Source organism: Streptomyces chisholmiae, from assembly GCF_031845445.1.
In the GTDB taxonomy this organism is placed as follows: Bacteria; Actinomycetota; Actinomycetes; order Streptomycetales; family Streptomycetaceae; genus Streptomyces; species Streptomyces chisholmiae.
Genome location: NZ_JAVREO010000003.1, coordinates 463,434 through 483,775 on the forward strand (window position 1 = coordinate 463,434; position 20,342 = coordinate 483,775).

16 protein-coding genes are annotated in these 20,342 nt (G+C 68.9%); 7 read left to right on the forward strand and 9 right to left on the reverse strand.

The window, feature by feature from the left end; genetic code table 11:
- Positions 1-419: 419 nt before the first annotated feature.
- From RM844_RS07175 to RM844_RS07195, 5 genes are all read right to left on the reverse strand, one after another.
- Entirely contained in the window at positions 420-701 is a 282-nt protein-coding gene (locus RM844_RS07175) for an ankyrin repeat domain-containing protein (RefSeq protein ID WP_311666051.1), read from the reverse strand.
- A gap of 96 nt (positions 702-797) precedes the next feature.
- Positions 798-914: a deaminase domain-containing protein gene (locus RM844_RS07180; RefSeq protein ID WP_311666053.1), complete on the reverse strand. Its 117-nt coding sequence runs from the start codon at positions 912-914 to the stop codon at positions 798-800.
- A 150-nt stretch (positions 915-1,064) separates the two neighbouring features.
- On the reverse strand, positions 1,065-2,021 hold the full coding sequence (locus RM844_RS07185; protein ID WP_311666055.1) for a CPBP family intramembrane glutamic endopeptidase: 957 nt from the start codon (positions 2,019-2,021) through the stop codon (positions 1,065-1,067).
- The gene (locus tag RM844_RS07190; protein WP_311666057.1) at positions 2,018-3,610 is read right to left on the reverse strand and encodes an ABC transporter permease; all 1,593 of its coding nucleotides are present in this window, start codon (positions 3,608-3,610) and stop codon (positions 2,018-2,020) included. The genes RM844_RS07185 and RM844_RS07190 overlap by 4 nt, the downstream gene beginning before the upstream one ends.
- Complete coding sequence (locus RM844_RS07195) at positions 3,607-4,491, reverse strand: ATP-binding cassette domain-containing protein (protein WP_311666059.1); 885 nt, start codon at positions 4,489-4,491, stop codon at positions 3,607-3,609. The genes RM844_RS07190 and RM844_RS07195 overlap by 4 nt, the downstream gene beginning before the upstream one ends.
- A 132-nt stretch (positions 4,492-4,623) precedes the next feature.
- On the opposite strand from RM844_RS07195, the gene RM844_RS07200 reads away from it, so the two are divergent.
- From RM844_RS07200 to RM844_RS07215, 4 genes are all read left to right on the forward strand, one after another.
- The gene (locus RM844_RS07200; protein ID WP_311666061.1) at positions 4,624-5,868 is read left to right on the forward strand and encodes a sensor histidine kinase; all 1,245 of its coding nucleotides are present in this window, start codon (positions 4,624-4,626) and stop codon (positions 5,866-5,868) included.
- Positions 5,865-6,539, forward strand: a complete 675-nt coding sequence (locus tag RM844_RS07205; protein ID WP_311666063.1) for a response regulator transcription factor — start codon at positions 5,865-5,867, stop codon at positions 6,537-6,539. Before RM844_RS07200 ends, RM844_RS07205 begins: the two co-directional genes overlap by 4 nt.
- 1,895 nt (positions 6,540-8,434) lie before the next feature.
- On the forward strand, positions 8,435-12,817 hold the full coding sequence (locus tag RM844_RS07210; protein ID WP_311666065.1) for an AAA domain-containing protein: 4,383 nt from the start codon (positions 8,435-8,437) through the stop codon (positions 12,815-12,817).
- A gap of 1 nt (position 12,818) precedes the next feature.
- A complete protein-coding gene (locus RM844_RS07215) occupies positions 12,819-13,631 on the forward strand; it encodes a hypothetical protein (protein ID WP_311666067.1) in 813 nt (270 codons plus the stop codon).
- Between the two features lie 1,174 nt (positions 13,632-14,805).
- Here the strand turns inward: RM844_RS07215 and RM844_RS07220 are convergent.
- Entirely contained in the window at positions 14,806-15,342 is a 537-nt protein-coding gene (locus RM844_RS07220) for a CPBP family intramembrane glutamic endopeptidase (protein WP_311666069.1), read from the reverse strand.
- Between the two features lie 95 nt (positions 15,343-15,437).
- Here RM844_RS07220 and RM844_RS07225 point away from each other — a divergent pair, with 95 nt between their 5' ends.
- Complete coding sequence (locus tag RM844_RS07225) at positions 15,438-15,731, forward strand: hypothetical protein (RefSeq protein ID WP_311666071.1); 294 nt, start codon at positions 15,438-15,440, stop codon at positions 15,729-15,731.
- Positions 15,732-15,855: 124 nt separating this feature from the next.
- Complete coding sequence (locus RM844_RS07230; protein ID WP_311666073.1) at positions 15,856-16,278, forward strand: winged helix-turn-helix transcriptional regulator; 423 nt, start codon at positions 15,856-15,858, stop codon at positions 16,276-16,278.
- Positions 16,279-16,294: 16 nt separating this feature from the next.
- Here the strand turns inward: RM844_RS07230 and RM844_RS07235 are convergent, their stop codons facing one another.
- Entirely contained in the window at positions 16,295-16,435 is a 141-nt protein-coding gene (locus RM844_RS07235) for a LuxR C-terminal-related transcriptional regulator (protein WP_311666075.1), read from the reverse strand.
- 360 nt (positions 16,436-16,795) lie between these two features.
- On the opposite strand from RM844_RS07235, the gene RM844_RS07240 reads away from it, so the two are divergent.
- Entirely contained in the window at positions 16,796-17,779 is a 984-nt protein-coding gene (locus RM844_RS07240; protein ID WP_311666077.1) for an SDR family NAD(P)-dependent oxidoreductase, read from the forward strand.
- Between the two features lie 366 nt (positions 17,780-18,145).
- Here RM844_RS07240 and RM844_RS07245 read toward each other — a convergent pair whose 3' ends face one another.
- Positions 18,146-19,501, reverse strand: coding sequence for an alpha/beta fold hydrolase (locus RM844_RS07245; protein ID WP_311666079.1), 1,356 nt, complete (start codon positions 19,499-19,501; stop codon positions 18,146-18,148).
- A 46-nt stretch (positions 19,502-19,547) separates the two neighbouring features.
- Complete coding sequence (locus RM844_RS07250) at positions 19,548-20,336, reverse strand: ABC transporter permease (RefSeq protein ID WP_311666081.1); 789 nt, start codon at positions 20,334-20,336, stop codon at positions 19,548-19,550.
- Between the last annotated feature and the right edge of the window lie 6 nt (positions 20,337-20,342).

The following is a 20,342-nucleotide window of genomic DNA, read 5'->3' on the forward strand; positions in this document are numbered from 1 at the left end:
CACCTCGCCGGCGCGTCAGCGGAGCGATGTGCTGGCTGTCGCCGCACCGGTGCCCTGCGCCGATCGGCGAGTCGGGTCCGCTCCTCGGGCCAGCAGGAGTGCGATCGCGTCGGCGTGTGGTGGCCTTGGCTGTGCGCGGTGCTGTCGGTTTCGATGTCGACGGCGTGGTGGAGCAGGGACAGGCCGAGGTGTTCCTCGCGTATGTCAGCGCCGGCGTCGAGCGCTTCTCGCAGGGCTGGCAGATCCTCGAGTGCGATCGCGCGGTGCGCCGGGCTCCAGAAGTAGTGGTTGGGTGGCTAGGCGCGTCGGGGAGAGGCGTCGGGGTCCATGAATGCTCTTCGGTCTTGGGAGTGGGGTGTTGACGGGGCCCGCGCCGCGCCGACGGCGTGACGCGGACGAGTCGCCAGGCGGGGGCCGGTTCAGCGGTTGCGTTCCCGTTTCCAGGCTTCGAACAGTTCCGTGGCCAGCCAGTGTCCGAGGATCCTCGCCCCTTCTTCGGCGGTGAGACCAGTCGAGGTGGAACGTCGGGTCGGGTCAGCTCCGCGGGCGAGCAGGAAAGCGGTCATGTCGACGTGCAGCGGGGTGCCTCGCTGGAGGGATCCGTCGCCTTCGACATCGACAGCGTCGTAGAGCAGCGAGGTACCGAACTGCGCCTCCTCCACATCGGCGCCGGCGTCGAGCGCGTCCCGCAGGGTGGCCAAGTCGTGCTTGCCGACCGCTCGGTTGGCTGGACTACGGGGGATCGGAGCGGGACAGGCGTCGGTCTGGGGCGGTTGACGATCTGGTTCCATCAGTGCTTACCCGTCGGTGATGTTGATGGTGATGTTCGGGAACTCGTTCCTGAACTGGTTGATGACGTCGTTGCAACTGTCGCAGACAGGCAGCTCGGTGTAGAGGTCAATGGTCCCGTCCACGACGTCCGAAGGCTCACGGATCCGATGTCCTCTCCGCGCGAGCGGAGGTGACCCCCCGAGGGGCCTCCTTCAACGGGGCGCCATCCGGCAGCGGTGCCGTCTTCGCCGGGGCGGGCTTCGGCGAAGACGCCGACTTCCCCGACACGGGGTTCACCGGGGCCCCGGTGGGCCCGATCGTCCGCGGCGGCCGGCCGGCCCGCACCCCTCGCCGCCGAACCCCTCACGGGCATGGCGGCGGGGGGACTTTCTCGCCGCGTCCCGGAACGCGCCGCGCCACAGCAGCCAGCCACAGAGCAGCGCCATGGGGATGATCGGCAGCCAGGTCAGCGTGGTCGCGCCGAGCCTGTCGCCGCCGTCCGGGTCCTCCATCAGAACGGCGAGCAGCAGTGACAGCACCATGTTGTTGCCCGCGTGCGCCAGCGCCGCCGTCCATATGCTGCCGCTGCGGATGAACAGCCAGGCCAGCAGCATCTCCTGGAGCAGGAACGAGACCGTCCAGACCAGGAGCCCGGCGCCGACGTTGCCGAACTCCACATAGCCGACGAAGGCCAGCGGATAGTGCCACACGGCCCAGATCAGCCCGGTCACCGTGATGGAACGGAGCTGACCACCGCCGACGCGCGGCCGCAGATAGCTGGTCCAGCCGAACTCCTCGCCCCAGTAGACCGGCGCCAACAGCGGCATCACACTCACCAGCAGCAGGACCGTCAGCCACCAGGGGACGCCCGGCAGGGCGTCGCGCAACGGGGCGAGATCACCGTCCCACAACCCCAGCAGTACGGCCGTGCCCGCCGCACCGGCCGTGATCGCCAACGGGCCCAGCCAGGCCGCGACATAGTAGGGCCAGGCGCCGCGCAGTCGGAGCCCGAGCCCCGCGTCCGCGAAGCCCTCGCGGGTCACCCAGCGCCGCGCCACGATCGCGCCCAGCGCGGGCATGAAGGCGAACGGCAGCTGCACCAGCGGATTGACCAGGGACTGACCCAGGGCGTTGGCGCCCAGCACCCACAGCCAGGCGCCGCCGAAGGCGATGGCGAAGAAGGCCACCAGCCCCCTGCGCCTGGCGCTGTCGGACGGGGCGGCCGTGTCAAGCAGCGGAACGGCGTTCATCGGCGGAAACCTTTCTCCGTGCCCTGTCGGGCGGCACCGGTGAGCAGCACGATGGCGAGCAGCAGCAGGCCGATCCCCGCGAAGACGGCCGGATGCGGCCCGGCCGGTTGCCCGTGGTCCCGTACCGCGCCCATGAAGTCGAGCAACGGCAGACCGTTGGCCGTCATGTACCAGACCGGCAGATAGACGGCCTGGAACGCGCGACGGGTGCGGCTGAGGGTGCCAAGCGCCAGTGCCAGGGACGGCACGAACAGCACCCCGCCGACCCAGGCGGCGGCTCCGGCCCCGTCGCCCGCCACCAACAGCCGGACCAGCGCGGTCAGCCCGGTCGCCGCCGTCAGGGCGAGGCCGGCGCACCACTCCGCCAAGGTCCGTCGCACAACGGAGGGGCAGGCGTCCAACAGCACGGCGACGCCGTGCTCGTGGTGCTGCGCCCCCAGCCGCGACCACACCAGCAGCGGCCACAGCCAGGCGAGCGGCAGCACGATGCGGCTGACCGAGTCGAGCGGGGCGAGCAGCGCGGCAAGCGAGACCACCGCGACGCCGGCCCACCACCACGGCGGGCCATGCGCCAGCAACCGCGACTCCCCGACGAACAGCCGAGGCAGCGGCCGGCCGAAGGCCGCGGGGGTACGCGGCGGCCCGGCGGGGGCCGCCGGGCCCCGCGGCGGCTCGGGCATGAGCGATGCCACGGCGGTGGCCCTCGGCGCGGTGCGCGACGGTGCCCGCCCCGACCTGGCCGGATCGAAACGGTGGAACCACAGCGCGGGCAACAGGGCCAGCGGCAGCGCGAGCAGCGGCACCGCCAGCCGTCCGGCGAGGAACCAGCCGTCCGGCGTGAAGCCGTCCCAGACAAAGGTCCGCAGCGGTTCCTCCACCATGGTGAGGCCCAGGCTGAAGTCCCCACCGGACAGCGACACTCCCTGCCGCGCCAGATCGTCACCCATCGAGGCCGCGACCTCGTGCACCCCGGTCCCGCCCAGCGGCGCCGACGGGCTCTGGCCGCCCAGCACCAGCGCCAGCCAGACGAAGAACCAGATGCCGTTGCCCAGGCCCGTGCGCAGCACCGGCGTCGTCTCGAACAGCACGGCCGCCGCCGCGGTCACCACCACCATCGGCAGCGTCAGCACCAGGAACGGCAGCAGCAGTGGCACTGGTTCGAGCGACCGATCCTCCGCGCGCGCCAGCTGCATGACGACGGCGGTGCCCGCCAGGACGACGGCCATGGAACCGAGCAGCAGCACATTGCTCAGGAACTTCGACGCCAGATAGCGCCACCGGCTCAGCGGCGTCGCCGCCAGCAGCTGACCCACGCCCGAGGACTCGTCCCTGGCCACGCCGTTGCGCGCCACGTAGAAGCCGCCGAACGTCAGCCAGAGCGTCCCGGCCAGTGCCGTGGCCATCCCGACGTAGTGGCTGTTGTAGAGGCCCCGGTACTCGCCCAGTTGCATGATCACCCAGCGGCTGTCGGTCGACGGCACCGCCAGATAGCCGAGTGCGACGGCCCCGGCCAGCGTCACCGCGTAAGCGGGCCGTCGCATCCGGTCCAGGAAGTCAGCGATGGCCAGCCGGCCCAACGCCCCCCTCACGGCAGCTCCCCGGGCGTGCCTGTCGAGCCGACGACGGCCAGATAGACATCCTCAAGGCCCGGCTCGACCGGCCGCGCGTCGAAGGACGGCGTCCCGTCGGCCAGCACCCGCAGCCGCACCCCGGTGTCCGTGCGGAGCGTCCGGCTCACCACGTGCCGGGCCCTGACCATCGGCACCTGCTCGGGTGCGATCGTCAACTCCCACACCCGGCCCGACACTTCGCGCAGCAACTCGGTGGGCGAGCCCCGCCGCACCAGCCGCCCGCCGACCATCACGGCGATTTCCGAGGCCACCGACTCGATATCGGACACGATATGAGTGGAGAGCAACACCGTCCGGTCGGCCGCCAGATCGCTCAGCAGATTGCGGAACCGCACCCGCTCCTCGGGGTCGAGCCCGGCGGTCGGCTCGTCCACCACCAGCACCCGGGGATCGGCGAGCAGACTCTGCGCGATGCCGACCCGCCGCAGCATTCCGCCGGAATAGCCGCCCAGCGGCCGCCGGGCGGCGCCGGTCAGATTTACCGTCTCCAGGAGTTCCCCGATACGCGCCCGCGCCGAACGGGCCGAAAGCCCTTTCGCCGCGGCCAGATAGGAGAGGAACTCCCAGGCGTTCAGCTGCGGATGGACGCCGAAATCCTGCGGCAGATAACCGAGCGCGCGTCGCAACGGCTCCGGCTCGGCGACGGCGTCCGCGCCGTCGAACAGCAGGGAACCGCTGCTGGGCCGGGTGACGGTGGCGCAGATCCGCATCAGCGAGGACTTGCCGGCGCCGTTGGGTCCGAGCAGTCCCAGCACTCCTGGGCCCAGCCGCAGTGTCATTCCGGAAACGGCGTGTCTGCCGTCCCGATAGACCTTTCCGATATCGATCAGTTCGAGCATGCCGGAACTCTCGCCGAACGGTCCCCACCGGCACATCACGGCCAGGAGGGAAATTTCCTCCCCCGATCGGGGGAGGCGGAAATGCCCCGCTGGGGGAGGGAGTTGTCAGACCCCACTGCGATACTGCGCGGTGTGTGGATTCTCCTGCGCCCGCTCCGGCGGGCCGACACCTACCGGGGCTGGGCCCTGGCCATGGCGGGGGCGGCGCTCAGCCTCCCGGCCGTGGCCGTCGCGCTGGTGGCCGCCCTCGCCCCGGGCGAGTGGGCGACGGCCACCCGCTGGGCCGCCTTCGTCGTGCTGCTGGCGCTGCTGACCGTGGCCGCCGGTGCCCTGCCCGCCGTCCGGCGCTGGCATATCCGGCTGGCCAACCGCCTGTTGGACACCGGCCTCCCCGCGCCGCCGCCCCGGCCCGGCTCCGCCTGGTCAGCCGGGACGCGCACGACGGGCTGGCTCGTTCTGCACCAGGTGACCGGCTGGGCGCTGCTCGCCGGCACCCTGGTCTGTGTCAGCAGCGCCCTGGTGTTCACCGGTGTCTGGATAGGCGGCGGGGACGACATCACGTTCTTCAACCTGTCCGTCCACATAGCCGCCGGGCCCGCCGGGGCGTGGGCACCGCCCGTCTCCGCCGTGGCCCTCCTGCTGGGCGCGCTGTCGAGCGCCGCGGCCACCCGGCTGCTGCGCCGCGCGGCCCCCGCGCTGCTGGGCCACGATCCGGACGAACGGTTCGCCGCCCTCGAAACGCAGGTACGCGAGTTGGAGCAGCGCAACCTGCTGGCCCGCGAGCTGCACGACTCCGTCGGCCACACCCTCACCGCGGCCACCGTCCAGGCGGCCGTGGCCGGTCAGCTGCTGGAGACCGATCCGGCGGCGGCCCGGCGGGCGCTCACCGCCATAGAGGAGTCCAGCCGCGGCGCCCTGGACGATCTTGACCATGTCCTCGGTGTGCTGCGGGAGGGCCGTGCCCCCACCACCCCCAGGCACACCCTCGCCGATCTCGCGCCGCTCCTGCACCGCCTGCGCCACACCGGCACCGACATAGACGCCCACGCGGAGGGCGATCTCGCCCGGCTGCCCGCCGCCGTCTCCCGCGAGGCCTACCGCATCGTGCAGGAGGGCCTGACCAACGCCCTGCGCCACGCCCGCCACGCGCCCGTCACCCTGCGGGTCGCCACCGCCGATGACTGGCTCGCCATCGAGCTGACCAATCCGCTGCCCGAGCAGCGCATCCCCCGCACCCCGAGGCCACGTGGCGGGCGCGGGCTCACCGGCTTGGACGAGCGAGTCAGGCTGCTGCGCGGCGAGTTCACCGCCGGTCGCGACGCCGACACGAAGCGCTGGCGGCTTGCCGCGCGCATCCCGCTGCGGTCCGTGTCATGACCGGCGAGCCGCTGACCCTGCTGCTCGTCGAGGACGACGAGCTGACCCGCACCGGGCTGCACGCCCTGCTGTCCGCCCAGCCCGACCTGACCGTGGTCGGCGAGGCGGCGGACGGCGCCGAGTCGCTGCCGCTCGTCGAGCGGCTGCGCCCGGATGTCGTCCTGATGGATGTCCGGATGCCCCGCATGGACGGCATCGAGGCCACCCGCCGGCTGCGCGCCGCCGACGACCCGCCGAAGATCATCGTCATCACCACCTTCGAAAGCGACGACTACGTCTATGACGCGCTGCGCGCCGGCGCGGACGGCTTCCTGCTCAAACGCGCACCGGTTCGGCAGATCGCGCAGGCCGTCCGGCTGGTCGCCGCCGGCGACACCCTCCTCTTCCCCGACGCCGTACGCGGACTGGTCCGCGCCCGCACTATCCCAGCTGGCCGCCCCCGGCTTCCGGTGCCGCTCACCGGTCGTGAGACGGACATTCTGCGGCTGATGGCCTCCGGCCTCTCCAACCCGCAGATCGCCGACCACCTCACCGTCGGCATGGAGACCGTCAAGACGCATGTCAGCAACGTCCTGGCCAAGCTCGGCGCCCGCAACCGCACCCAGGCCGTGATCTTCGCCTATGAGAGCGGCATCGTCACACCTGGTGAACGCGCGCTCGGCCCGCCGTGAGGGCACACGAAGCGAGACGCCCGTCCAGTGGGCCCGTTCGGTCGGTCCGTTCGGCGGGCCCGTTGTTCGGCTGACCCGGGCCGCCGGGTGGCTGGCAGGCTGCCTGCCGTCATGGACGCCCCGACCGTGGACGGCGTGGAACGGCCCCGGCGGGGACCGCCCCGCGACGCCCGTCCCTGCTGGCAGCGGACCGGCCGCACCACGGCGCAGGTTGCGGGCGCTGCCAGCCGCCGACCGGCGGAATCCCTCGGGGCCGGGGCGGACGGTGCGGGATCGCGCCGTGCGCCTGCTCGGCGATCTTCTCCGGCCGCCTCGGACACGACCTCGAAGGGCAGCGACTGGCCCGGGGCCGCGCCCCCGGACGAGTCGTTGGAGGCCTGGATCCACCGGGCCAACCAGGAGTGGATCGACGCACACGCCGACCTCCCCCGAGCGCGCTGGTCGATGCCCCGCCGCGCGCCACGCCCCGCGTCGTCGCCTGGTTCCGGCGAGCCGATCCCCGGGCGCTGGCCCTCGCCGTCTCCCGTTGGCCTGGACTTCCTCGCGACCACCGAGCACAACACTGCCGAGGCGTACGCCCTTGGGCCAAGCTTGCCGTCGACGATCTGCTGGTGATCCTTGGCGGGGAGGTCACCACCTACGACGGCCACTGGCTCGCGCTGGGCCTCCCGCCTGGCCGGCAGTCGTCGGCAGCGGCTTCGGCCCGGCTGCTCGGTATCACGAGTGGTTCGAGCGACGCCTCCCCAACGTATACCGACGCGACGGCTGTTGTGGCGGCGCACTTGCCGCACGGTGTCGAAGCCGCTGGTACCGTTGCGGTCGCCTTAGCGGAGGTTGGCGGACACCAACGTGGACAACCCGCGACGGCAGGTGCGGCTGAGCTTCCTGGGGTAGCCAAGGCCTTCCCCAGGGTGATGTCGCCGATTCTCCGTACCCGGTGCGACCGGAGCGGAGAGGCTATGCACGACACAGACCTGGGAGCGATCGAGCGGCCGTATGACGGGTGCGGCAGGTGCCTGTTGGGAATGCGGCGGCTGTCGCGGACGAAGGCGGCCACCACCTCGCCGGAGCGTCAGCGGAGCGATGTGCTGGCCGCCGCCGCATCCGCTGGGGGACACATCGTCGGGTGGGCCGACGACTGGGAGGTCTCGGCGTCCGCCGCCTCGACAGCCGCCTGCTCGGCCTCGACATGTGCCTGTGCCGCGGACTCCTGGGCGGCCGCCGTCGGAGGTCGGCCTGGACCGGGTGAGCCTGGGACGGGTGAAGGTCGAAGTGCTCTTTGACAACCCGGGGCATGCGCGGCTGCCGGACGAGGACGACGCGATCGTGGACCTGGCCCTCGCAGTGCACACGATCGAGGCCAGGGCGGTGCGATTGGTCAGGTATGCCCCGGGGATGCAGATACAGGCGAAATATGAGAACTTGCCGGTGCTGAAACTGCGGACGGATGTGGGTACAGGCTCCGAGCCAGAGAAGAGGTGGCCCCGCCGGGTCGGGGGGAGCTCCTCTCGCGTTCGTGCCGGCGGTGCTCCTGCTAGTAGCGCTCGCTCTGCTACCTCAGGCGTGGCCGATCGGGTTGAGCAGTGATCCGCTGCTTGTCTGGAAAACGTCGTGGCCGAGGTCTGCTGCATTGCCTAACTTGCAGTGCTCATGGACTCTGGAAGGCTTGCCACGGTGGCGGGCGTTTGGGGGATGTGATGGTACGCCCGACAGTACGCGATGGCAGCGATCCCAAGGCTGTCCGTGACACTCGCGTGTTGGTCGACTGTCTTCAGGAGCTGGTGCGAGGCGCCTACCGGCCTGTCAGAAACTGCGGCAAATACCCCGAAATGGTGTGGCTTGCAGATGTGCCAGAAGGACTCGTCCGGCGCGCGAGTGACACTGACCCCCGCATCATGGTGGTGAAGCACCGTCCTCCCCTGGACGCGCCCCGGTTGCCAGCGATTCTGCAGGGACGCGTATCAGTCGAGGCCGCTGCGACCGCCGCCGCGGAGCCTCCCGAACTGCTTGACGACACGGCGATGGTCAGTGAACGGACAGAGACCTTCGCTGACGAGGCCGAGGGGCCGCTGGCTTTGGACATTGGCAGCTCGGACGTGCGCAAGGCCTACGAGGGCTGGGCCGGCCGATGGAAGCGGTGGGCGCAGGAAGAGCTGGCTGCTGCGACACACCGCCATCTGCACCAGCAGCTGTATCGGATTGCCAAGAAGATCCAGCAGGACGGTGACTCCTTCGAAACCGTCCTGGCAGTAGGCCTCCTGCAAGTAGGGGCCGGGCGAGCTTCGGCTCGGGTGCGCAGGCACATTGTGACGGTTCCTGTCACCCTTACGGTTGATCCGAATTCGGTCAACGTCACGGTGTCTTTGGTGCCAGGTCAGTCAGGTCGCTTGGAGGATACCGAGTTTCTTAGCGAATCAGATGGCTACACCTCGGAACTGCTGGGGGTCGTACGCTCTGAAGTGGAGGAAGCCGCCTTCCATCCCTTGTCAGACCGGGCGTCAGAGGCTGTGCGCTCATGGGCCCAGCGTGCCTTCGGTGTCGAGCGATCGGTTTCGTTCGACTCCGGTAGCGGGCACCCTGACCTCACCGCCGACCCGCAGGTACGGTCACTGCATCATGCACCGGCGCTCATCCTGCGCGAACATGGTCAGCGCTCGGTGCTTGGCTTCTTCGAAAGTATCGCGCGGGTCTTGAAGCGTCCCGGAGCGCAGGCACCCCTGGGACTGGCGCAGCTGCTGTACGACCTCGAACCTGAGCAACGCACCGCCTGGGGGAGCAGCAAGGGTCCCGTCTCTCCGGCTCTGGGTCCGGAACCGTTGTTCCCCATGCTCACCAATGCCGCCCAGCTGGACGTGCTGGACAGACTGCAGCACGACACGAGCGTGGTGGTCCAAGGCCCGCCAGGCACCGGAAAGACTCACACGATTAGCAATCTCATCGCGGCGCTTCTCGCGGATGGCAAGAGAGTCTTGGTCACCAGTGAGAAGGGACAGGCTCTTAAGGTACTGATCGACCAGCTGCCCCCCAACCTGCGCAGCATGTGCGTGCTCCAGCGCGATCAGTGGCAGGGCGGCAGCTCCGATCTGCGCCAGTCTCTCGGAGCTCTGGCCCACCTGAGCGCGACCACGAACCCTGAGCGGCTTCAGCAGCGCATCGAGACCCAGCAGTCTCAGCGGCACCAACTTGTGGCTGAACGGGCCAAGCTGCGAGAACGCCTGAGAGCGGTACGGGAAGTCGAGTGGTACGAGCACCCCGAGATCGCCCCGGGATACCGAGGCCGCCTCGATGAGATTGTGCAAGCAGTCGAGCGGGGCAACGCTGATTACCGGTGGCTGCCGCCGCTGCCTGCTCAGCCAGGACAGCTGCCACCTTTGGATACTGAAGAGGCTCAGCGGCTATGGCTGCTGGTGACCCACCATGGCCCAGAAATCCTCGATGCGCACATCCAGTACTGCCCCGATCCAGCCACCTTGCCCGACCCCGAAGACGTCTCAGGCCGCATCAGGGACGTAGAGGCAGCTAACAAAGCCCTCGGATCGGAGCCCCTAACGCCACTAGCCCAGACCCTGGCCGACCAGGGTGACGTGGAGCTTGCGGTGACGGAAGGTCTACTGGAGCAAGCCCAGCAGGCCCTTCAGACTGTGGGGCTGTCCGCAGAGCCTGCAGCGTGGCAAGAGAAGAACTGGCCCACTCGCGCGCTTGAGGACGGCATCGCACGACGTTCGCAACAGATGTGGGACAGCATCCGCAACGCCTCACAGCGAGCCCAACAGACCCAACATGAGATCGCGACCGCCTCCTTTCTGAATGTGGAAGTGCCCCAGCTTTCCGAAGGCGAAGAAAGAGAACTACTGGTAAGCAGTCGAGACGTTGAAAAGTACCTCTTGGGTAACGGGCAACTGAATAAACGATGGCCCCGGCCAGCTGTTCTCAAACAAGCCCGGGTCCTATTGGAACAATGCAGAGTCGAAGGTGCAGCACCCGCCAACCGAGAGCAGGTTACGGCGGTGGTGCGCCATCTGGAGATGCGCTCCCATGTCCGCACTTTGCGTAGCCGCTGGGCAGGGGTCGGATGGGATGTCGAGAAGGACACACCGGAGCTGGCGTTCTCCGAACTCCTGGACAGGGCTTCCTTGCTGCAGGCCGTCGACTGCTGCGTCGCGGCAATCCGCCAAGTCCACACGAGGCTGCTTACCAGCGGCATCCCAGTATCTGTCACCACAATTGATCAGTGGCAGAACATCCGCCGAGCCGCCGCACAGGCCCGGAATTTGCTACGGGTCAAAGCAGCAAACCGCCAGCTCAATGAGCTTCTCACCAGCCTTCCTCAGCCACATTCTCAAGGCGTTCAGGAGCTTCGCCAGGCAGCTGATGCCGTAACTGCCCGCGACGCCCAGGCCTATGCCAACGCAGTGCAAGCACTGACGCAGGCGTACCAGAGGGAAGCGGACCGTCGAGAGACAGGGAAGCTGTTCCGGCGCCTGAGCGAAGCCCACGCTGAGTTGGCGCAGGTCTTCGCCTCCGACCCCCTCGCAGGGCACTGGCGTGACCGATTCGCTGCTTTCCCCCACGCGTGGGCTTGGCGGCAAGCACAGGACTTCCTCGACACCGTTCTCCTCCCCGGCCGTGAGGAGCAGCTCGAGGGGGAGCTGGCACAGATCGAAGGCAGGCTCCACGACCTGGTAGAGGGCCTCGTGTGCGACCGTGCGGCCCTGCACTGCGTGAGCCGCATGACAACGAAACACAAACAAGCCCTGGCCGCTTACGCCAGCGCCATAGCCAATGCCGGCCAAGGGACAACGGACTACGGAAAACGCCATCAACGACACGCGCGCTCAGCCATGCAGACAGCTCAGGGCGCGGTCCCCGCATGGATCATGCCACTCAGGCAGGTAGCTGAGACGATCAGCCCGGAACCAGACTCCTTCGATGTTGTGATCGTCGACGAAGCTAGCCAGGTCGGTTTGAACGGCCTCCTGCTGTTGTGGCTCGCCCCGCGGATCATCGTCGTTGGGGATGATCGCCAGTGCGCGCCCTACTACACCGGCAGCAAACACGACCGGATCACTCAAATCTTCGACGAACGCATGGATGCACTGGAACCCTGGCAGCGCGAGGGCTTCGACCCCAAATCCAACCTGTACGAGCTGCTTTCCTCGCGCTTCACCGAAGTGGTCCGTCTCACCGAACACTTTCGTTGTATGCCCGAGATCATCAAGTGGTCCTCCATGCAGTTCTACCCAGAGAACGAGCTCATCCTGCTGCGTCAGCATGGCTCGGACCGTCTTCCCCCGCTTAAGGTCGTCCACGTGCCAGAAGGCCACTGTGAAGGACGCAGAGACAAACTGATCAACCGCCCCGAAGCAGAAGTAGTCGTTGACCAGCTTTGCCGCCTCACCCAAGACCCGGCCTATGCCGACCGCACCCTAGGCGTCATCATCCTGCGCCAAGGCGCACAGACCCGGCTCGTACAAGACCTCGTCGACCTGCGCATCGACATGCCCGCCCGCGAGCGCCACAACATCCTGGTCGGTACTCCTGAAGAATTTCAAGGCGATCAACGCGACGTCATCCTGCTCTCCATGGTCGTCGATGGCGCCAACGTCATCGCTGCAACTGGGCGCAGCCATGAACGGCGCTTCAATGTCGCAGCGAGCCGAGCCCGCGACCAGATGTGGCTCTTCCACTCGATGACCGTCGACCAACTGAGCAGCAAAGACCTGCGCCGCTCCCTGCTCACCTACATGCAAAACCCGCCCCCGCCCTACACGCACGCTCGTCAGCCCGCCAACGTCACCCCAGACCGGCTATGCGCCCCCTTCGACTCGCTCTTTGAGCAGCGCGTTTACTTGCGCATCAAGGAACGTGGCTACGACGTAGTGCCGCAATGGGAAGTCAACGGCAAGCGTATCGACCTCGTCGTCACTGGGGGCCATGGACGTCTCGCCGTCGAGTGTGACGGAAGTCCACACCACTCCACGAGGCAACAGATCCACGACGATGCGGAGCGGGAACGAGAACTGCGCCGCGCAGGCTGGACCTTTTGGCGCGTACGTAGCAGCGCCTTTGCTCTCTCGCCGGAGGATGCCCTGGCCCCACTGTGGAAACGCTTGACCGACCTGGGTATCTACCCGGGTACCACCACGTCAGACACATCCGCGGATGACACGGAACCTCGAGTGGTGTGGGCGCCAGTCGGTCTGGCTGTAGCCGAGCCCGAAGAGGAAGAAGCGGACCCCTATGACGGTGAACTGGATGACGACAGCGAGGCAGTCTGACATGGAAGATTTCGACGAAAGTACTCTCGAAGAACTGGCTGCCATGATCAGCGGAGATGAGGCCGGCATGAAACGTCGCGGTGGCTGGGAGTTGGCGCCTTTCCTCCGTCGAGCCGGCTGGGAAGATGTTCCCGATCACGACGGCAGCCCACGACACCCATGGCTTCTGGAACTCCTGCGTGAGCGTAAGGAAGACGATGCGGGGGACATCGAACGTGTCGTACTGCGTCTGGCCGACCGGCGTGAGTACCAGCAACAAGTCAGTGAATACACACCTGTCATCGAGCGGCTTCAGGAGGTCCTGGCCCTCGAAGGTCTACGCGTCGAATACCGGAATGGGCGGCCTAACCTCGTTGAATACGACCCCGACCACCCACCCCGGCCGCAGCGCGTCGAGCTCAAGGTCACCATCACCGACATCGTCGCGGATCCCGACTTGGCCCGCGCCGTCCAGCTACGTTTGGACGAAGCGCATACCTGTCAGGAACACGGCGCTTACACCTCAGCCGTTATTATGCTAGGTAGTCTCCTCGAGGGCGTGCTGGTACATGCAGCCGAAGTCAGGCCCGCCAGCACGCCGCTTTCCAAGCCGTTGCGCGCGGCTGGCATGCAGGACCTTGTTCAGCACGCCCACGTGAATGGATGGATCGACCAAGACGCGAAAATGGCTTCGGAACTTTTGCGAACCTACCGCAATCTGGTTCACCCGCTTGCCGAGAAGCGAGCCAAGCACAGCGCGGACTTCGACACAGCCGACCTGTGCTGGTCCACCGTCAACGCCGTCCTCAATGACCTGGCGGCCAGTCGCGTCTGACTACCTCACCGAACTTGGACAGAGCCCCCGAACGCCGCCGCGCAGCCCGCCCAGGTGCAGCCGGGCAGTGTCCAGGTTCAGTCTGTATTGGGCACCTTCGTGTCCGGAAGGGAGTTCGACTCTTTCTGGAAGTGGGTCCGCCGTGAAAGTTCGCTGCGGGCGGTACCTTCATCGAAGGCTGGGGCCGGGGGATGAGGGGCGGCGGCTGGCGTGAGATCAACAGTGCCCCGCGTCCCGGATAGGCAAGCAGTCTCCGCTCCTTTGGTCCCAGATGTTGATCTCGTCGTGGAATTGGCCATGTTGGTGGGCCGCCCAGCAGAGCGGGCTCGGCCTGACTGGTTTGGCCTGTCCAGACTGCGGCAAGCGGCACCGCTGGGACGGGAGAGCGCCGCAAGCGGCCCGCGCTGCCTTCCCGCCCCCTCGCCGAGCCGGGGGAGAGGCGGGGGACAAACCGGTGGTTCGCGCGCTCGTACACGGCCTCCTTCGCGGGTCGATGGTCACGCGGTTACCCACGGATGTTTTGAGTCCACACTGTGTCTAGGCCAGCCTCTCCCTTCATGCGAAGCTCGTCCGATGATCGATCATTGGGGGCGTGACCAGGTAACGTGACGGTCGTATCAGCAAGGGTTGGCGGACACCAACGTGGACAACCCGCGACGGCAGGTGCGGCTGAGCTTCCTGGGATAGCCAAGCCCTTCCCGAGAGGAGGCGAACCCGCCCGGGCGCGGCGCACGACGTGGCCGCGCTTTCCTTCAGGCGCCCCGACGTCTACCAGGCAGCGACCGCTGGCCGCATCGGCCGCTGGCACATGACCTCGAACACCTCCACCGCCGCACGACCCCCACCCTCGGACCCCACTTCCCGTGCCATCGCGGCCACCGCCGCGGATGCGGCGAAACCAGGCGACGGCGGAGCGGACCTCAGCGGGCCATCCGAGCTCTGGGATGCCCCATGCCGTCACCCTCCCCGCGCCCGTTCGGCCGCCAACCACCCCGGCGGTTCTGCGGTAAAGAAACCGCGAATCCCCTCTAACGTCGCAGGTCAGACAGAGTCCTCTCCGCGCGAGCGGAGTGATCCCCCGAGAGCGTCTCCTTCAACGGGGCGCCATCCGGCAGCGGTGCCGTCTTCGCCGGGGCGGGCTTCGGCGATGACGCCGGCTTCCCCGACGCGGGGTTCACCGGGGCCCCGGTGGGCCCGATCGTCCGCGGCGGCCGGCCGGCCCGCACCCCTCGCCGCCGAACCCCTCACGGGCGTGGCGGCGGGGGGACTTTCTCGCCGCGTCCCGGAACGCGCCGCGCCACAGCAGCCAGCCACAGAGCAGCGCCATGGGGATGATCGGCAGCCAGGTCAGCGTGGTCGCGCCGAGCCCGTCGCCGCCGTCCGGGTCCTCCATCAGAACGGCGAGCAGCAGTGACAGCACCATGTTGTTGCCCGCGTGCGCCAGCGCCGCCGTCCATATGCTGCCGCTGCGGATGAACAGCCAGGCCAGCAGCATCTCCTGGAGCAGGAACGAGACCGTCCAGACCAGGAGCCCGGCGCCGACGTTGCCGAACTCCACATAGCGGACGAAGGCCAGCGGATAGTGCCACACGGCCCAGATCAGCCCGGTCACCGTGATGGAACGGAGCTGACCACCGCCGACCCCCGGCCGCGAATAGCTGGTCCAGCCGAACCCGGGCCGCCGGGTGGCTGGCGGGCTGCCTGCTGTCATGGACGCCGCGACCGCGGACGGCGTGGAACGGCCCCGGCGGGGACCGCCCCGCGACGCCCGTCCCCGCTGGCAGCGAACCGGCCGCACCACGGCGCATGGTGCGGGCGCTGCCGGCCGCCGACCGGCGGAAGCCCTCGGGGCCGGGGTGGACGGTGCGGGATCGCGCCGCGCGTCTGCTCGGCGATCTTCTCCGGCCGCCCGCCTGGGAGTACGACACCCTCAGGGACTTCCCCGGTGTCAACGGGCCGGTCGGTCGTGGCGGACCGATCTCCGGCAACGGTGGGGGAGTGGTCGTCGCCGACGGCACCCTCTACGTCCAGTTCGGCTACTGGCCGTTCTACCCGAGTGACAGGGGCTTCGTCCTGCTGGCCTTCCGCGTCGCGCCCTGACCGTCCCCGCCGCCTTACCTACGGGCCCTCAACTGGACTCGCGCAAACCCACGTTGACGCCGAACGGTGGGTAGGATGGCTACCCGAGGTGACCGCCACGTCCGTGACGACCGCAGAGGCGAGGATGACTCAAGAGACCGGGCCCGTCCCGAGCGTCCTGGACCCGGAGCACCCGCCGCCCGGAGAGCAGCCTCCGGACCTCGACCACTGTCGCGAGATCCACGAGACCCTCACCATCCTCGGCGACCGGTGGAGCCTCATCATCATCGGTCAACTCCGCGACCGCCGATTGCGGTTCGGCGAACTGCAGCGGGCCGCCAGCGGCATCTCCCAACGCATGCTCACCCTCACCCTGCGCCGGCTGGAGCGCGAGGGCCTGATCGCCAGGACCGCCTACGCCGCCGTGCCGCCCCGCGTCGAGTACTCCCTCACCGAGGTCGGCTCGGCCCTCCTCGGCCCCGCGCTTGAGCTCGGCCGATGGGCCGACACCCACCTGGACACCATCAGGGTGAGCCGGCGGCACTACGACGAGCGTTTGCCCGAGTAGCGCCGCCGGCCAGCCGTCAGCGGTCAGCCGTGACGATCGCCCCGACCCGCGCCAGGATCGCCGCCAGCTCCGTGCGGCGGCGCACGTTGAGCTTGCGGTAGGCCCTGGTTAGATGCTGCCCGACGGTGGAGACCGTGATGTACAGCTCCTTGGCCATCTCCCACGACGGCCCCGATTCCGTTACCGGAATGGTGAAGGGTCAACATCATTCTTCGTAGATCATCTGCGTGTGCGGTCAGTGGTGTCATGCCTTCTCCCCCAAGCCTCGACGACGCTACGGTCTCGCCCCGGAATTCTCTAGTCACACCGGAGTGCCTGTCAGGGAGGAATTACCCTTACTCGCCCCTGAGGCCCGGGTGAACGCCGTGTGGCAGATTGGCTCATCTGCGCCCAACTCGTCTGGTAGTTGGTGAACTCGGCGTGCTTCTCGCCGTCTGAAATGGGCGCGAAGCGGTGGATCGAGACGTGATGTTCGTGACGACCGGACCGGTGTCGACGCGCCTGACTCGTTAGTTACATGCGCGTGCGTAACGCACAGTCATGTGCGATCTTGCGGTTGGCTGGGCGCGCGCGCACCATCGGAAGATGGGGAGAGAACTCTCCAGTTATTCTGCCGACCCGGCATGTTGGCCGGGCGCCCCAGGGAGTTGTTAGTAGCGTGAGGAATATTGTTGTCTCGGGTGGGACCGACGGCATGGGACAGGCCTTGGCGCGGCATTATGTCCGGACAGGTAACGCCGTTGTCGTTCTCGGCAGGAGTCAGGAAAAGGGAGCCGAAATCCTGGCGTACGCCCAACAGCAGGGGGCCGGTGAGCGCGCCCACTTCATCCGAGTCGACCTGAGTCTGGTGAGCGAGCAGCGACGCGCGGTCGAGCGAATCGGCTCTCTTTTCCCGGTCGTTGACGCCCTGGTTCTCGCCGCCCAGCATTACCGGGCCGAGCGGGTGGTCACCGCCGAGGGCAACGAGCACACCTTCGCGCTCTACTACCTGAGCCGTTACGTGCTGGGCGAGGGACTCCGCCCCCAACTGGAGCGGGCGGAGCGGCCGGTGGTGCTGAACATCTGCGGTCCTGGCACGACGGCCGGCCAGGTGCACTGGGGCGACCTCCAACTCGCCGACGGCTACAAGGGTATGAAGGCCTTGATGCAGGGCAGCAGGACCAACGACCTGCTCGGCGTCGGATTTGCCCGTGCACACGCCGACAGCAAGGTCAGGTACCTGCTGTACAACCCGGTTTTCGTGGCCACCAGCTTCTCCGGGGACTACAAAAAGGGAGTCCGACCGCTGGTCAGCTTCGCCAAGCGGGTCGCCGCCACTCCTGTGGAGAAGGGCATTCAGCCGATCATCAAGCTGATCGACAATCCGCCGGACCAGCCGATCAGCGCCTGGAAGAAGCTCAAGGAGATCGGGCTCGGCCTCAAGACATTCCGCCCGGAGGACGCCGACCGGCTGCGCACGGTGACCGAGGAACTGCTGGCCGACCGCAGCCCGGCGAGCTGACCGCCGGCGGGAGGAACCCGAGGCGAGCACGCCGAGCCTCGTTCCCCACGGAGCCGACGCAGCGAAACGCCGCCGACGAACTCGACGATCATCGCGAACCACACGGAGAGGGTCGGCAGCGGCACGCCCGCCAGGTCGAACCCCGCGATGGCGGCGTCCACATCCTCCGCTTTCCGGCGCCCACTCCGCGGCTCTACGTCGCGCGGGAAAGGGAACTCTCACAGGCGGTGAGAAGTGCCCCGAGCCCAGGGCCGGTGACCGTGTGCGGAAACCCCGATCCACCCCCTATCTTTGCTCCCGCCACACACTCTGAGGCCGGGACGACCCGCCGCGTCACGTTGCGGTCCGGTGGGACGAGGGTGGTGGTCAGGTGATGCGGCCGGTGGCCCGGAGATGGGCGGTGAGGGCGGCGCCGATCGCGTCGGTCGCCGGGGAGCGCATCATGGCGAAGTGGTCGCCGGGGACCCGCTGGAGGCGGACCCGGTCGGTGGTGTGGGCGCCCCACAGGTCGGGGCGCGGCGCCTCGGGGCGGTCCTCATCCGCTTCGAAGAACAGCAGTTCGCCGTCGAACCGGCCGGGGGTGTGGTCGTGGGCCAACTCCGCGACGTGGCACGCCGTCTCGACGAGTCCGGGTGCCTCGTCGAGCCCGAGCCGGTCCCGCACGGCCGCGTCGACCGCCGTGGTCCCGCCGAGGACGGTGGCCTCCTCCTCCGGGTGGCCGACGCTGGCCAGGATCGCGGCCAGGACCCGGCGCCGCGTCGCCTCCGCCTCCTCGCCCGGGCGCCGGGTCAGGGGGTAGGCGTCGATCAGCGCCAGGGTGGCGACCCGTTCCCCCTGCTGCCGCAGGCGCACCGCCGCCGCGTGGGCGAGCACCCCGCCGAGGGACCAGCCGGCCAGGTGGTAGGGCCCGTCGGGCCGCACCTCGCGGATCAGCCGCACATAGGCGTCGGCGACGGCGTCCAACGTGCCGGGGGCCTGGGCGCCGGTGGGGAGCCCGGTGGCCTGGAGGCCGTGCACCGGCACCCGCTGGTCCAGGTGCGGCAGCAGCGCCGCGTAGCTCCAGCTCAGCCCGAGCACCGGGTGCACGCAGAACAGCGGGGGCCCACCGTCCCCGGCGCGCAGCGCGAGGCAGGGCTCGGTGTGGGACGACGGGTCGCCGGCGGCCAGCAGCTCGGCGAGGAGGCGTGGGGTGGGCGCGTCGAAGACGTCGCGCACCGCGAACTGCCGGCCCAGCACGGCGCGGGCCCGGCTGGCCAGCCGCACGGCCAGCATCGAGTGGCCGCCCAGCTCGAAGAAGTCGTCATCGGGGGCGACGGTGCCGGTCTCCAGCAGGCTGCCGAAGAGTTCGCACAGCGCCAGCTCCAGGGGGCCGCGCGGCCCTGACGACCGGGACGGCCCGTCCGCCGGCGCCCCCGGGTCGAGCCGCCCGTCGGCGGTGCGGGGCAGGGCGGGCAGCACCACGACGGTGCGCGGCACCATGTGCTCGGGCAGCAGCGCCGTCGCGTGGTGCCGCAGCTGCTCCGCGGTGGTGGCGCCGCCGGGCACGGCCACATGGGCGACGAGTTCCTGCTGCCCGGAGGCGTGCCGTCGGGCGGTGACCACGGCCTCGGTGACCGCCGGGTGGCGGGTCAGCGCCGCCTCGACCTGCTCCGGGTCCACGCGGCAGCCGAAGATTTCGATCGGCTCGTTCCCCGCGGCGCGTCCGGCGGGCACGGTGGTCATGGATCCTCTCCCCTCCAAGGGTCGGATGGTTCTCGTCGGGCTGGTGTCAGGTGAGCAGGGCGCTGCCCCGGCGGGCGCGGGCGAAGAGGACGTGGAACGCCAGCAGCGCCAGGGCCGTCCAGCAGAGCCCGGTCAGCGCCGCCAGCCCCGCGCTCCCGGCGACCGCCGCGCCGCCGCCCTCCAACTGGCGCAGCGCTTCGAGACCGTGGGTGACCGGGACGGCCTGGGCGATGACCCGCACGGCGGCGGGCCAGAAGTCCACCGGGGTGAGCACCCCGCAGAAGGCGGTGATCGCCATCACCGTCACGCTGCTCAGCACGTTCCGGGCCCCCGGCACGGTCAGCGCCACGGCGCCGACGACCAGGGCCATGCCGTAGGTGGCGAAGGTGGTGACGGCGACCAGCAGCAGGCCCACCGGTATCTGCCAGAGGGACCAGGAGACACCGAAGAACGGGGAGAGCGTGAAGAGCGCGATGCTGGTGCTCGCCACCCCCGAGACGGGCCACTGGACGCTGCGGCCGACGAAGTAGAACCCGGGCCGCGAGGGCGCGGCGGCGAGCAGTGGCGGGGTACCGAGGTAGCGGTCCCAGGTCGTGGAGGCGGAGGTCAGCATGGCCTCGGTGACTCCGATCATCAGCGCCGCGCCGAGGATGACGTAGGTGATGTACTCCTCGTCGCCGACCAGCGAGGCCAGCAGGCTGTAGAAGACCACCTGGCAGAGCACCCGGACGAGCCAGCCGCCGAGCCAGGTGCGCCAGGTGTAGAACGCGCGCAGGTCGGCGGCGGCTACCACGGTGCCCTGCCGGAAGGCCCGGATCGCGTCTGCTGGTGTCATGGCGCT